Raw genomic sequence first — 14292 nt, 5'->3', positions numbered from 1 at the left:
GTCAGTGTTCCGTACGCCTTTGTACGGGACGTCTTCTCGGTGGTCCGTCAGACCATCAGCGCGCGGTCCGTCGGGCGGATCGGCGCCGGCAGCTCGCTGGCGCCCGTGAGGTGGCGGTCCACCCCGCGCGCCGCCGAGCGGCCCTCGGCGATCGCCCACACGATGAGCGACTGGCCGCGGCCCGCGTCACCGGCGACGAACACGCCCGGCACGTTGGTCTGGTAGTCGTCGTCGCGGGCGATGTTGCCGCGCTCGTCGAGCTCCAGGCCGAACTGCTCGACCAGGCCGTTCTCCCGGTCGGTGCCGGTGAAGCCCATGGCGAGGGTGACCAGCTGGGCGGGGATCTTGCGCTCGGTGCCCGGCTTCGGGGTCAGCCGGCCGTCGATGAACTCCACCTCGGTGAGGTGCAGCCACTGCACGTTGCCGTCCTCGTCGCCCTCGAAGTGGGTCGTCGAGACCGAGTAGACGCGCTCGCCGCCCTCCTCGTGGGCCGAGGTGACCTTGTAGAGCATCGGGAAGGTCGGCCAGGGCTGGTTGACCGGGTGCCGGTCGTCGTTCGGGCGGGGCATGATCTCCAGCTGCGTGACGGAGGCCGCGCCCTGGCGGTGGGCCGTACCGACACAGTCGGCGCCGGTGTCGCCGCCGCCGATGACCACGACGTGCTTGCCCTCGGCCGAGATCGGAGGCGCCACGAAGTCGCCCTCCTGCACCTTGTTGGCCAGCGGCAGGTACTCCATGGCCTGGTAGATGCCCTTGAGCTCGCGGCCGGGCACCGACAGGTCACGGGCCGTGGTGGCACCGACGGCCAGGACGACCGCGTCGTACCGCTTCTTCAGGTCCGTCGCCTTCAGGTCGCGGCCGATCTCGATGCCCGTGCGGAAGCGGGTGCCCTCCGCGCGCATCTGCTCGATACGGCGGTTGATGTGCCGCTTCTCCATCTTGAACTCGGGGATGCCGTACCGGAGGAGGCCTCCGATGCGGTCCGCGCGCTCGTAGACGGCGACCGTGTGACCGGCCCGGGTCAGCTGCTGGGCGGCGGCCAGGCCCGCGGGGCCGGAGCCGATGACGGCGACGGTCTTGCCGGACAGGCGCTCCGGGATCTGCGGGGCGACGTCCCCGGTCTCCCACGCCTTGTCGATGATCGAGACCTCGACGTTCTTGATGGTGACCGGCGGCTGGTTGATGCCCAGCACACACGCCGACTCACACGGAGCGGGGCACAGACGGCCCGTGAACTCCGGGAAGTTGTTCGTCGCGTGCAGGCGCTCCGAGGCGGCGGCCCAGTCCTCGCGGTAGGCATAGTCGTTCCACTCGGGGATCAGGTTCCCGAGCGGACAGCCGTTGTGGCAGAACGGGATGCCGCAGTCCATGCAGCGGCTGGCCTGCTTGCTGATGATCGGCAGCAGGGAGCCGGGGACGTAGACCTCGTTCCAGTCCTTGACGCGCTCCTCGACGGGGCGGGACTTGGCGACCTCGCGCCCGTGGTTCAGGAAGCCCTTCGGGTCAGCCATTGATCGCCGCCTCCATCATCTTCTCGTGGGTCTCGGTCTCGGAGAGACCGGCTCGCTCGGCGGCGTCCTTGGCGGCGAGCACTGCCTTGTACGTGCTGGGGATGATCCTGCTGAAGCGCTCGACGGCGGTGTCCCACTCGGCCAGGAGCCTCTCGGCGACGGTCGAGCCCGTCTCCTCCTGGTGGCGGCGGACCACGTCGTGCAGCCACTGCTTGTCGGTGTCGTCCAGCGCCTCGACCGCGTCCAGGTTGCCGACGTTGACGTTGTCGGGGTCCAGGTCGATGACGTACGCGATACCGCCGGACATACCGGCCGCGAAGTTGCGGCCCGTCTCGCCCAGCACGACCGCGTGACCACCGGTCATGTACTCGCAGCCGTGGTCGCCCACGCCCTCGGAGACGACCGTCGCACCGGAGTTGCGGACGCAGAAGCGCTCGCCGACCTTGCCGCGCAGGAACATCTCGCCGCCGGTCGCGCCGTAGCCGATGGTGTTGCCGGCGATGACGCTGTACTCGGCGAGGTGGTCGGCCGCGCGGTCCGGGCGGACCACGATCCGGCCGCCGGAGAGGCCCTTGCCGACGTAGTCGTTGGCGTCGCCCTCCAGGCGCAGCGTGACACCGCGCGGCACGAATGCGCCGAACGACTGGCCGGCGGAGCCGGTGAAGGTGATGTCGATGGTGTCGTCGGGCAGGCCCGCGCCACCGAACTTCTTCGTCACCTCGTGGCCGAGCATGGTGCCGACCGTGCGGTTGATGTTGCGGATCTGCACCTGGGCGCGGACCGGCTGGGCCTCGGTGGCGTCCGAGGCGGACAGGGCGTCCGCGGCCAGCTTGATCAGCTGGTTGTCGAGCGCCTTCTCCAGGCCGTGGTCCTGGGCGATCAGCTGGTGGCGGACCGCGCCCTCGGGCAGCTCGGGCACGTGGAACAGCGGCTCCAGGTCCAGGCCCTGCGCCTTCCAGTGGTCGACCGCGCGGGTGACGTCGAGGGCCTCGGCGTGGCCGACGGCCTCCTCGATGGAGCGGAAGCCCAGCTCGGCGAGGATCTCGCGGACCTCTTCGGCGATGTACGTGAAGAAGTTCACGACGTACTCGGCCTTGCCGTTGTACCGCTCGCGCAGCACCGGGTTCTGCGTGGCGATGCCGACCGGACAGGTGTCCAGGTGGCAGACGCGCATCATGACGCAGCCGGAGACGACGAGCGGCGCGGTCGCGAAACCGAACTCCTCGGCGCCGAGCAGCGCGGCGATGACCACGTCGCGGCCGGTCTTCAGCTGGCCGTCGGTCTGCACGACGATGCGGTCGCGCAGGCCGTTGAGCAGCAGCGTCTGCTGGGTCTCGGCGAGGCCGAGCTCCCAGGGACCGCCCGCGTGCTTGAGCGAGGTGAGCGGCGAGGCGCCCGTACCGCCGTCGTGGCCGGAGATGAGGACGACGTCCGCGTGCGCCTTCGACACACCCGCGGCGACCGTGCCGACGCCGACCTCCGAGACCAGCTTCACGTGAATCCGCGCCTGCGGGTTCGCGTTCTTCAGGTCGTGGATCAGCTGGGCCAGGTCCTCGATGGAGTAGATGTCGTGGTGCGGGGGCGGCGAGATGAGGCCGACGCCCGGCGTCGAGTGCCGCGTCTTGGCGACCCACGGGTAGACCTTGTGGCCGGGCAGCTGGCCGCCCTCACCGGGCTTGGCGCCCTGGGCCATCTTGATCTGGATGTCGTCGGAGTTGACCAGGTACTCGGAGGTCACACCGAAGCGGCCGGAGGCGACCTGCTTGATGGACGACCGGCGGGCCGGGTCGTACAGCCGCTCCGGGTCCTCGCCGCCCTCACCGGTGTTGGACTTGCCGCCCAGCTGGTTCATGGCGATGGCGAGGGTCTCGTGCGCCTCCTGCGAGATGGAGCCGTACGACATGGCACCCGTCGAGAACCGCTTGACGATCTCGGAGACCGGCTCGACCTCGTCGATCGGAATGGGCTTCCGGTCGGACTTGAAGCCGAAGAGCCCGCGGAGCGTCATCAGCCGCTCGGACTGCTCGTTCACGCGCTCGGTGTACTTCTTGAAGATGTCGTAGCGGCCGGAGCGCGTGGAGTGCTGGAGGCGGAAGACCGTCTCCGGGTCGAACAGGTGCGGCTCGCCCTCGCGGCGCCACTGGTACTCGCCGCCTATGTCCAGCGCGCGGTGCGCCGGGGCGATGCCGGAGGCCGGGTAGGCCTTGGCGTGCCGGGCGGCGACCTCCTTGGCGATGACGTCGATGCCGACGCCGCCGATCTTGGTGGCCGTGCCGTTGAAGTACTTCTCGACGAAGGTCTCGTCGAGACCGACGGCCTCGAAGACCTGGGCGCCGCGGTAGGAGGCGACGGTCGAGATGCCCATCTTGGACATGACCTTCAGCACGCCCTTGCCGAGGGCGTAGATGAGGTTGCGGATGGCCTTCTCGGGCTCGACGCCGGGCAGGAAGGTGCCGGCGCGGACCAGGTCCTCGACGGACTCCATCGCCAGGTAGGGGTTGACGGCGGCGGCGCCGTAGCCGATGAGCAGGGCGACGTGGTGGACCTCGCGGACGTCACCGGCCTCGACCAGCAGGCCCACCTGGGTGCGCTGCTTGGTGCGGATGAGGTGGTGGTGGACGGCCGCGGTGAGCAGCAGCGACGGGATCGGCGCGTGCTCGGCGTCCGAGTGGCGGTCCGACAGGACGATCAGCCGGGCGCCGTTCTCTATCGCGGCGTCGGCCTCGGCGCAGATCTCGTCGATCCGCGCGGCCAGCGCGTCACCGCCGCCGTGCACCCGGTACAGGCCGGACAGCGTCGCGGCCTTGAAGCCGGGCATGTCGCCGTCGGCGTTGATGTGGATGAGCTTGGCCAGCTCGTCGTTGTCGATCACCGGGAAGGGCAGCAGGACGCTGCGGCAGGAGGCGGCGCTCGGCTCGAGCAGGTTGCCCTGCGGGCCCAGCGACGAGCGCAGGGAGGTGACCAGTTCCTCGCGGATCGCGTCCAGCGGCGGGTTGGTGACCTGCGCGAACAGCTGGGTGAAGTAGTCGAAGAGCAGGCGCGGGCGGTCCGACAGCGCGGCGATCGGCGAGTCGGTGCCCATCGAGCCGATCGGCTCGGCACCGGCCTTGGCCATCGGCGCGAGGATGACGCGCAGTTCCTCCTCGGTGTACCCGAAGGTCTGCTGGCGGCGGGTGACCGAGGCGTGCGTGTGCACGATGTGCTCGCGCTCGGGCAGGTCGGAGAGCTCGATCTCACCGGCCTCGATCCACTCCGCGTACGGCTTCTCGGCGGCGAGCTCGGCCTTGATCTCGTCGTCCTCGATGATGCGGTGCTCGGCGGTGTCGACGAGGAACATCCGGCCGGGCTGGAGGCGGCCCTTGCGGACGACCTTGGCCGGGTCGATGTCCAGGACGCCGACCTCGGAGCCGAGGACGACGAGGCCGTCGTCGGTGACCCAGTAGCGGCCGGGGCGCAGGCCGTTGCGGTCGAGCACGGCGCCGACCTGGGTGCCGTCGGTGAAGGTGACACAGGCCGGGCCGTCCCAGGGCTCCATCATCGTGGAGTGGAACTGGTAGAAGGCGCGCCGGGCCGGGTCCATGGAGTCGTGGTTCTCCCACGCCTCCGGGATCATCATCAGCACGGAGTGCGGCAGCGAACGGCCGCCCAGGTGCAGCAGCTCCAGGACCTCGTCGAAGGAGGCGGAGTCGGAGGCGTCCGGCGTGCAGACCGGGAAGATCCGCTCTATGGCCTTGTCGTCGGAACCGAACAGGTCCGAGACGAGCTGCGACTCGCGGGCCACCATCCAGTTGCGGTTGCCCTTGACGGTGTTGATCTCACCGTTGTGCGCGACGAAGCGGTAGGGGTGGGCCAGCGGCCAGGACGGGAACGTGTTCGTCGAGAACCGGGAGTGCACGAGCGCGATCGCGGAGGCGAACCGGCGGTCGGACAGGTCCGGGAAGAAGGGCTCCAGCTGGCCGGTGGTCAGCATGCCCTTGTAGACGATGGTCCGCGCGGACAGCGACGGGAAGTACACGCCGGCCTCGCGCTCGGCGCGCTTGCGCAGCACGAAGGCCTTGCGGTCGAGGGCGATGCCCTCCGACACGCCGTCGCCGACGAAGATCTGGCGGAAGACCGGCATGGTCGACCGGGCGGTGGCACCCAGCAGCTGGGGAGCGACCGGCACCTCGCGCCAGCCGAGGACGGTCAGGCCCTCGTCGGCCGCGATCGTCTCGATCTGCGAGACGGCCTCGGCGGCGGAGTCCTCCGGCAGGAAGGCGGTGCCGACGGCGTAGGCGCCGGCCGCGGGCAGTTCGAATCCGGCCACGTCACGGAAGAAGGCGTCCGGGACCTGCGACAGGATGCCGGCGCCGTCGCCGGAGTCGGGCTCGGAGCCGGTGGCACCGCGGTGTTCGAGGTTGCGCAGGACGGTCAGAGCCTGCTCGACCAGGGTGTGGGACGCCTCGCCGGTAAGGGTGGCGACGAAGCCGACGCCACAGGCGTCGTGCTCGTTGCGGGGGTCGTACATACCCTGCGCAGCAGGGCGAGCATCCATGAAGGACCAGTTCTGGCCATTCGCGGAATGCTGGGACGGCTGGCGCGGCGTACGCATCGGCTCTCCCGTCGTCGTCATGTGGCATGTGCAAGTGCCGAGGGACGACGTTGGCCCTCGCGTGATCGCAAAATTTCGTGCAGGTTACATGATGGAGCGGTTCTCGGGAACCGGGATAATCCGTTCCAACATGCGGACACCGGCGGCTCGCGGCGGGGGTACCGCACCGGCGGTGGAAGCTATGGGGGGCCTGTACGGAACGACCGGGTGAGATCGATGCCCGTCGGGCCCGAGAGCGGGACAGGCGTCTTCGCCCACCCCGCTGAGTGCGTCCACGGGCCTCATTGCCCGCAGCGCTTACGGCTCATGCCCGGTGATTGCGCATTCGAAACCAGCGAGTAACGGCTACTTATGCGGCCCATCGCATAAGTCCGAGCCGAGCTATCCTACGGCCGTCCCGAACAAGCTGCCCAGGGCGTACGTCACACCGGCCGCCGCGCCTCCCAGGAGCAGCTGCCGCAGCCCGCTGTACCACCAGGTCCGTGCCGTCACCTTGGCCACCACGGCGCCGCACAGGAAGAGCCCGAGCAGCGCCAGCAGCACGGCCGGCCAGAGGCTGCTCGCACCCAGCAGATAGGGCAGTACGGGGATCAGCGCGCCCAGTGCGAAGGAGCCGAAGCTCGACACCGCGGCCACCGTGGGCGAGGGCAGATCGCCGGGGTCGATGCCCAGCTCCTCCCGGGCATGGATCTCCAGCGCCTGCTCGGGGTCCTTCGACAACTGCCGGGCGACCTCGTCGGCCAGCCGCGGCTCGACCCCGCGCGCCCGGTAGAGCGCGGCGAGCTCGGCCTCCTCGTCCTTCGGGTGCTTGCGCAGCTCGCGCCGCTCCACGTCCAGCTCGGCCTCGACGAGCTCGCGCTGCGAGGCGACGGAGGTGTACTCGCCGGCGGCCATGGAGAAGGCACCGGCGGCCAGGCCTGCGAGTCCGGTGAGGACGACGGTGTGCTGGCTGACCGAGCCGCCCGCGACACCGGTCATCAGGGCCAGGTTGGAGACGAGGCCGTCCATCGCACCGAACACCGCGGGACGCAGCCAGCCGCCGTTGACGTCCCGGTGGGTGTGGTTGTCCCGGTGCGCCTCGTGCAGCGCCGCCTCGGTCTCGATGATGGCCATGAAAAGTCCCCGATCCCCTTACCGAACCAAGCTTCTCTGGACGAGTTCCAGATTTTTACAACACACAAAGTACGCCGTGAATTCCGGCGCCGCCAGCAAGGAAAGGCTGCGCTAACCTGCGGCTTTACCCTTTGCCGCTCACTTGATGGCGATCATGCACAGATGTCGACCGGGTGATGCTGAGGCTCCCGAGGCTCGGGGCGGTCACCGGAGTGGGACACATCCCGTATGGCATCGATCGCCTGCATTCCCTCCGTCCCGGCGCCCGGGGACGCCACCGAACTCCGCGAACGAGCACGCGGCGCCCTGCTGGGCCTGGCCGTCGGTGACGCGCTCGGAGCCCCGGCCGAGAACATGAAGCCCTCCGAGATCCGGGCCCGGTGGGGCCGCATCACCGGCTACGTCGCCGAGAACCCCGCCGGCACGGACGACACCGAGTACGCGATCTTCTCCGGCCTCCTCCTGGCCCGGCACGGCTCGGCACTCACCCCCGCGCATGTGGAAGCGGCCTGGCACGAGTGGATCGCCGACCGCGACGAGGGCCCCTTCCGAGGCGCCGGCTTCAGCGAACGCGGCACGCTGGAGAACCTCCGCCGGGGTCTGGCGGCCCCCATCTCCGCCCAGCACCGGCACGCCTGGAGCGACGGCCTGGCCATGCGCGCGGCCCCCTTCGGGGTGTTCGCGCCGGGCCGCCCGGCGGAGGCGGCCCGGCTGGTGGCGATCGACGGCTCGGTGAGCCATGACGGCGAGGGCATCTACGGCGGCCAGGCGGTGGCGGCGGGCGTGGCGGCGGCGATGGCGGGCGCCCAGCCGATCGCGGTCGTGGCCGCCGCCCTCGCCGTCGTGCCCGACGACTCCTGGACGGCCCGCTGCCTGCGCCGCGCGGTGGCGGTGGCCCACCGCGGCGAACGCGCGGTCCGCTCCGCGGTCGTCATCGGCGGCTACCCGTGGACCGACCTGGCCCCCGAGGCGGTCGCCCTCGCCTTCGGCGCGTACGCGGCGGCCGACGGCGACTTCGAACAGTCGGTCCTGACGGCGGTGAACATGGGCCGCGACGCGGACACGACGGCGGCGGTCGCGGGTGCCCTGGCGGGCGCGACCCGGGGCATTTCGGCGATCCCACCGGCCTGGGCGGCGGCCATCACCCCGGCCCGGGGGTCATGCCTGCCAGCGATGGCGGGCTACCACGTCCTTGACGTGGCGGACCTGCTGACGCCGGCGCAGGACGGCTGGACCGCGGTGGGCGCCGAGGAGCCGGGCCCGACGGACTTCGTCCTGGCGGCCGACGGAACGGAGGCCGCCTCGTGACGACGCACGAACCGGAAGCCGCCGACGGACAAGGCGCCCCACCGGAGACCAGGCCCCCTCAGGCGACCGTTACGCGCGGTGCGCGGGTGGGAGACAAAAAGGCCGAAGGCCTCCTGCTCGGCCTGGCCGCCGGCGACGCCGCCGGCTGGCCCGCCGCCCGCCACCGAGCCGCCCGCATGCCCGACTGGACCCGCCGTCTCACCCGCGAACTGGACACCTTCGCCGAACACAACGCGACCACCACCCTCCCCGTCCCCATCGCCCTGAACCAGCCCCCGGAACCCCTCCGCCTGGGCCCCTCCGACGACGCCGAATGGGCCGCCTTCGCCGCGGAAGCCCTCCTCCGCGCCGGTGACGACACCGTCCTGAACGACCTCAGCCGAGAACGCCGCATCCGCGCCGCGATCGACCTCACCTGGAACGCCATCGCCTGCGAAGTAGCCGCCGCAGCGGACCGCGCACCCGAGATCGAGTCCGCCGTCCTCCCCCTGCGCGCCCGCATCTCCGTCCGCGCCGGCCTCGGCAACCTCGCCACCGGCCTGCGCCCGCCCGCCACCGGCCACGACAACCCCCACTACTTCGACGACGCGGCCTGCGTACGGGCGTGCGTCCTGGCCGTGGCCCACCCGGGGGACCCTCGGCGCACCGCCGACCTCGCCGAGTTCGACGCCCGGTACACCCAGGACGGCGACGGAGTCCACGGCGCCCGCGCGATGGCCGCGGCCCTCGCCCTCGCCCTGGCCGGCGCGGACGTCCACGCCTGCGTCACCGCAGCGCTCGCCGAACTGCCCGAGGAGACGGAGATCGGCCGCAATGCCCGGCACGCACTGCACCTCGCGGCCGATGCGGACAGCGCCTTCGCCCTGGTCCCGCCCCTGGAACACCAGATCGTCGACCACGTCTACAGCTACGGCATCGCCGCCGCCGAAACGGTCCCGGTCGCCCTCGCCCTGGCCACGGCGGCCCGCGGCCACATCGCGGAGGCGGTCCCCGCCGCTGCCTGCCTGTCCCGCGTCGCGGACTCCGCCCCGGCCCTGGCGGGCGCCCTCACCGGCGCGCTGGGCGGCGGCGCCTCGATCCCGGCCTCCTGGCGGGAGACCTGCCGCACCCTCTCCGGCTGCGTCCTGCCCCGCCTCACCGGCACGGACCTCGTGGAACTCGCCGAACTCCTGGAAGCCGCACAACCGGCCCACCCCGGAGGATGATGCGGCCATGCAGCCCAAACCGCACCAAACCGCCACCCTGGACGAGCGGATCACCGGAGCCCTGGTCGGCGCCGCCGTCGGCGACGCCCTCGGCGGCCCCGTCGAGGGCTACTCGCCCGAGCAGATCCTGGAACGCCACGGCGGCCGCGTCCACGGCATCGTCGGCCCCTGGCACGGCGACGACTGGCGCACGGCCCGCCCCCTCGCCCCGTACCACAAGGGCGACGGCCACGTCACCGACGACACCTTGATGACACACGCCCTGATCCGCGTCTACGCACGGGTCCGCGACCACCTCGACGCGTACGCGGTCGCCGACCACCTGGTCCCCGACCTGATGACCGAGCCCCGCTGGATCCCGGAGCTGGAGACCGAGACACTCCCCCTGCACCGCGTCTTCCTGGCGGAGAAATGGCTGGTGACGAGGATCCACTACGGCCATGCCGACCCGCGCGAGGCCGGCACCGGCAACATCGTCAACTGCGGTGCGGCGATGTACATGACCCCGGTCGGCCTGGTCAACGCGGCCGACCCGCGGGCGGCCTACGCCGAGGCCCTCGACATCGCCGGCGCGCACCAGTCGTCGTACGGCCGCGAGGCGGCGGGTGTTCTGGCCGCGGCGGTCGCGGCGGCGTGCACCCCGGGGGCCACCCCGGACTCGGTCGTCTCGACCTGCCTGTCCCTGGCGAAGGACGGCACACGCACCGCGATCGAGCGGGTCTGCGAGGAGGCCTCCCGCCACACGGACTTCGAGTCGGCACTGGCCCCCCTGCGCGAGGCGGTCGCCCCCTACGACACGGTCGGCCCCGACTACCGCGCCCCGTCCCTCGGCGCCCGCCGCCCCTCCCGCCTCCACGCGATCGAGGAACTCCCCGTAGCCCTGGGCCTGTTGCTCGTGGCCCAGGGCAACTACCGGCACGCGGTCCTGGGCGCCGTGAACTACGGCCGCGACTGCGACTCCATCGCCACGATGGCCGGCGCCCTGGCGGGCGCGCTCGGCTCGCCGGTCCCCCAGGACTGGGCCAAGACGGTCGCGGAGGCCAGCCGCCTGGACCTCTGGGAACCGGCCACGACCCTCACGGCCGTCACCCGCGAGATCTTCACCCGGGACATCTCCCGCCGACGCACCCACGAACAGGCCTTCGCATCCCTCGGAGGCCCGGAATGCTCCGCCTGACCTGGGTCCAGCCGGAGGACCTGATCGGCCACGAACTCCACCAGGCGACCCAGGACGGCCGCGAACCCAAGGCAATCGCAGCCCGCTGGCGCTCGGCGGGCGGCCCAGAGGCCCCACGCACCGCAGGCGCGTCCCCGACTCCGGGGTCCCGCTACCTCCGCCAACTGGCAGAAGACCTCCTGGACGAACTGGCCGACCTCCCAAGCAGGTTGGCGGACGACGAGCCGACGGACCTGGCAGCGATCAAGTCGCTGTGCCCGGCTTGGTCAGGCGGCACCCCGCCAGCGCCGGCGAGCGACCCCACCCCAACTCCAGCCACAACCCAGCAGCACTTGGAAGCCGCCTGGCTGGGCCGTGCCGTCGGCTGCCTCCTGGGCAAACCAGTCGAGAAACTCCCCCTCGAAGCCATCCGCCAACTGGCCAAGTCCACCGGCAACTGGCCCCTCACCACCTACTTCACAGCCCGAGGCGTCCCAGAAGACCTCCTCCAGAAGCACCCCTGGAACCGCCGCTCGGCGAAAACCTCCCTCGCCGAAAACATCGACGGCATGCCGGAGGACGACGACCTCAACTACCCCCTCCTCAACCTCGTCCTCCTGCAACGCCACGGCAAGTCCTTCACCACCACGGACGTGGCCCGCACCTGGCTGGACGAACTCCCCGCCGGCCGCACCTTCACCGCCGAACGCATCGCCTACCGCAACCTCCTCACCGGCCTGGAACCCCCGCACACCGCCCGCCACCGCAACCCGTTCCGCGAATGGATCGGCGCCCTGATCCGCGCCGACATGCACGGTTGGACCAACCCCGGCGACCCGGCCACCGCCGCGGAACAGGCCCACCGCGACGCCACCCTCACCCACACCGCCAACGGCGTCTACGCGGCGATGTTCACGGCGGCCACCATCGCGCAGGCCGCGACGGGCGACCACGACGTCCACGCCTGCCTGCGCACCGGCCTCACCGTCGTCCCGCCCCGCTCCCGCCTCGCCCGAGCCGTCCACCACGCCATCCAACTGGCCCAGGACCACAAGGACTTCGACACGGTCGTCGACCAACTGCACGCCACCCACGCCCGCACCCACCACTGGGTGCACGCCGTCCCCAACACCGCTCTCATCGCCGCCGCCCTCACCCACGCGAACGGCGACTTCTCCGGCTCGGTCTGCCGCGCGGTGAGCGGCGGCTGGGACACCGACTCGGGCGGCGCGACCGCCGGCAGCATCGCCGGCCTGCTGGCCGGAGACCCAGCGGCGCTCCCCGACCGCTGGACGGCCCCGCTGAAGAACCGCCTGTCCACCTCCATCGGCGACTTCAACGGCATCGGCTTCGACACCCTCGCCCACCTCACCCACCGGGAGACCCACCGCTCATGACCGCGCCCCTCACCGGCCTCCGCGTCCTGGACCTCGCCACCCTCTTCGCCGGCCCGCTCGCCGCCACCCTGCTCGGCGACTTCGGCGCGGAGGTCGTCAAGGTCGAGCACCCGTCGAAACCGGACCCGTCCCGCGGCCACGGCCCGTCGAAGGACGGCGTGGGCCTGTGGTGGAAGATGCTCGGCCGCAACAAGCGCACCATCACCCTCGACCTGTCGAAGCCCGGTGGCCGCACCACCCTCCTGCGCCTCGCCGCCGGCGCCGACGTGATCATCGAGAACTTCCGCCCCGGCACCCTGGAGAAGTGGGACCTGGGCTGGCCGGAGCTGTCGGCCGCCAACCCCCGCCTGGTCCTGGCCCGGGTCACCGGCTTCGGCCAGTTCGGCCCCTACGCCCACCGCCCCGGCTTCGGCACCCTCGCCGAGGCGATGAGCGGCTTCGCCGCGATCACCGGCGAGCCGGACGCGCCCCCGACGCTCCCGCCGTTCGGCCTGGCCGACTCCATCGCCGGCCTGACGACGGCGTACGCCGTGATGACGGCCCTCGCCGCCCGGGACAGGACCGGCGAGGGCCAGGTCGTCGACATGGCCCTGATCGAGCCCATCCTGGCCGCCCTCGGCCCCCAGCCCCTCTGGTACGACCAGCTCGGCCACGTCCAGCCCCGCACCGGCAACCGCTCCCCGAACAACGCCCCGCGCGGCGTCTACCGCACCGCGGACGGCACCTGGGTCGCCGTCTCGACGTCGGCCCAGTCGGTCGCGGAACGCGTGATGCACCTGGTGGGCCGCCCGGAACTGATCGACGAGCCGTGGTTCGCCACGGGCGCCGACCGCGCCCGCCACGCCGACGTCCTGGACGACGCGGTCGGCTCCTGGATCGCCGCACGCACTCGCACGGACGTCCTGGCCGCCTTCGAGAAGGCAGAGGCGGCCGTGGCCCCGGTCCAGGACGTCCGCGACGTGATGGCGGACCCGCAGTACCAGGCCCTGAACACCATCACCACCGTCGACGACCCGGAGCTGGGCCCCCTGCGCATGCAGAACGTCCTCTTCCGGCTCTCCGCCACGCCCGGCGCGATCCGCTGGGCCGGCCGTCCCCACGGCGCGGACACGGACGAGGTCCTCACCGAACTGGGCCTCACCCCGGCCGACCTCACGGCGCTGCGCGCGGAGGGCGCCCTGTGACGGCGTTCCCGCTCACCTGGCTCTACGCCCCGGGCGACCGTCCCCAGGTGGTCGCCAAGGCCCTCACCTCCGACGCCGACATCGTCGTCGTCGACCTGGAGGACGCGGTCGCCCCCGACCGGAAGGCATACGCCCGTGCCGCCACCGCCGAACTGCTCGCCGACCTGCCGCCGGTCCCGGTCCACGTCCGCGTCAACGCCCTGGACAGCCCCTGGGCCGGGCAGGACCTCGCCGCCGTGGCCCCGGCTCCCGGCCTCTGCGCCCTGCGGCTCCCCAAGATCGGCTCGCCCGCCGAGGTCGTCCGGATCGCCCAGCACGCCGTACCCGCCGGGCTGCCCCTGTACGCCCTCCTGGAGACGGCCCTCGGCGTGGAACAGGCGTACGCCGTCGCCACGGCCCACCCGTCCCTGCGGGGCATCGCGCTCGGGGAGGCGGACCTGGGGGCCGACCTGGGCGTACGACACGACGAGGGGCTCGACTGGTCCCGCTCCCGGGTGATCGTGGCCGCCCGGGCCGCCGGCCTGCCCCCTCCGGCCCAGTCGGTCCACCCGGACGTCCGTGACCTGGAAGGGCTGGCCGCGTCCTGCGCCCATGGCCGCGCCCTGGGCTTCCTGGGCCGGGCCGCGATCCACCCCCGCCAGCTCCCGGTCATCGAGCGGGCCTTCCTCCCCACCGAGGAGGAGATCGAGAAAGCGGAGACGATCGTCAAGGCGGCGGCGACGGAACCGGGCGCCCAGGCCCTCCGGGACGGCCGCTTCATCGACACGGCAGTGGTGACGGCGGCCCAGCGCACCCTGTCCCTGGCACGCCGTCGTTAGACGCACCGA

9 protein-coding genes are annotated in these 14292 nt (G+C 71.9%); 6 read left to right on the top strand and 3 right to left on the bottom strand.

All coding sequences use genetic code 11. The annotated features are described in order from the left end of the window. Positions 1–47: 47 nt before the first annotated feature. The 3 genes from MQE23_RS32930 to MQE23_RS32920 form a co-directional block, all read right to left on the bottom strand. Complete coding sequence (locus MQE23_RS32930; protein ID WP_020271843.1) at positions 48–1511, bottom strand: glutamate synthase subunit beta; 1464 nt, start codon at positions 1509–1511, stop codon at positions 48–50. Then, a complete protein-coding gene (gene gltB / locus MQE23_RS32925; protein ID WP_243381006.1) occupies positions 1504–6102 on the bottom strand; it encodes a glutamate synthase large subunit in 4599 nt (1532 codons plus the stop codon). Before gltB ends, MQE23_RS32930 begins: the two co-directional genes overlap by 8 nt. 381 nt (positions 6103–6483) lie before the next feature. After that, a complete protein-coding gene (locus MQE23_RS32920; RefSeq protein ID WP_020271846.1) occupies positions 6484–7215 on the bottom strand; it encodes a VIT1/CCC1 transporter family protein in 732 nt (243 codons plus the stop codon). Between the two features lie 228 nt (positions 7216–7443). Between MQE23_RS32920 and MQE23_RS32915 the strand changes: the two genes are divergently transcribed. The 6 genes from MQE23_RS32915 to MQE23_RS32890 all read left to right on the top strand — a co-directional run bounded on the left by MQE23_RS32915 (position 7444) and on the right by MQE23_RS32890 (position 14283). After that, a complete protein-coding gene (locus MQE23_RS32915; RefSeq protein ID WP_243381005.1) occupies positions 7444–8523 on the top strand; it encodes an ADP-ribosylglycohydrolase family protein in 1080 nt (359 codons plus the stop codon). Between the two features lie 86 nt (positions 8524–8609). Continuing rightward, complete coding sequence (locus MQE23_RS32910) at positions 8610–9728, top strand: ADP-ribosylglycohydrolase family protein (RefSeq protein WP_243381004.1); 1119 nt, start codon at positions 8610–8612, stop codon at positions 9726–9728. Positions 9729–9735: 7 nt separating this feature from the next. Further along, positions 9736–10905, top strand: a complete 1170-nt coding sequence (locus tag MQE23_RS32905; protein ID WP_243381003.1) for an ADP-ribosylglycohydrolase family protein — start codon at positions 9736–9738, stop codon at positions 10903–10905. Next, positions 10893–12281 (top strand): ADP-ribosylglycohydrolase family protein, encoded by a 1389-nt coding sequence (locus tag MQE23_RS32900; protein ID WP_243381002.1) that lies wholly within the window; start codon positions 10893–10895, stop codon positions 12279–12281. Before MQE23_RS32905 ends, MQE23_RS32900 begins: the two co-directional genes overlap by 13 nt. Beyond that, complete coding sequence (locus MQE23_RS32895; RefSeq protein ID WP_243381001.1) at positions 12278–13465, top strand: CoA transferase; 1188 nt, start codon at positions 12278–12280, stop codon at positions 13463–13465. Before MQE23_RS32900 ends, MQE23_RS32895 begins: the two co-directional genes overlap by 4 nt. Further along, positions 13462–14283, top strand: a complete 822-nt coding sequence (locus MQE23_RS32890) for a CoA ester lyase (protein ID WP_020271447.1) — start codon at positions 13462–13464, stop codon at positions 14281–14283. Before MQE23_RS32895 ends, MQE23_RS32890 begins: the two co-directional genes overlap by 4 nt. The last annotated feature ends 9 nt before the right edge of the window (positions 14284–14292 follow it).

The organism is Streptomyces sp. HP-A2021 (assembly GCF_022807935.1).
GTDB lineage: Bacteria > Actinomycetota > Actinomycetes > Streptomycetales > Streptomycetaceae > Streptomyces > Streptomyces afghaniensis.
The sequence above is the reverse complement of the archived record's forward strand: the minus strand, read 5'-3'. Positions and strand labels throughout refer to the sequence as shown.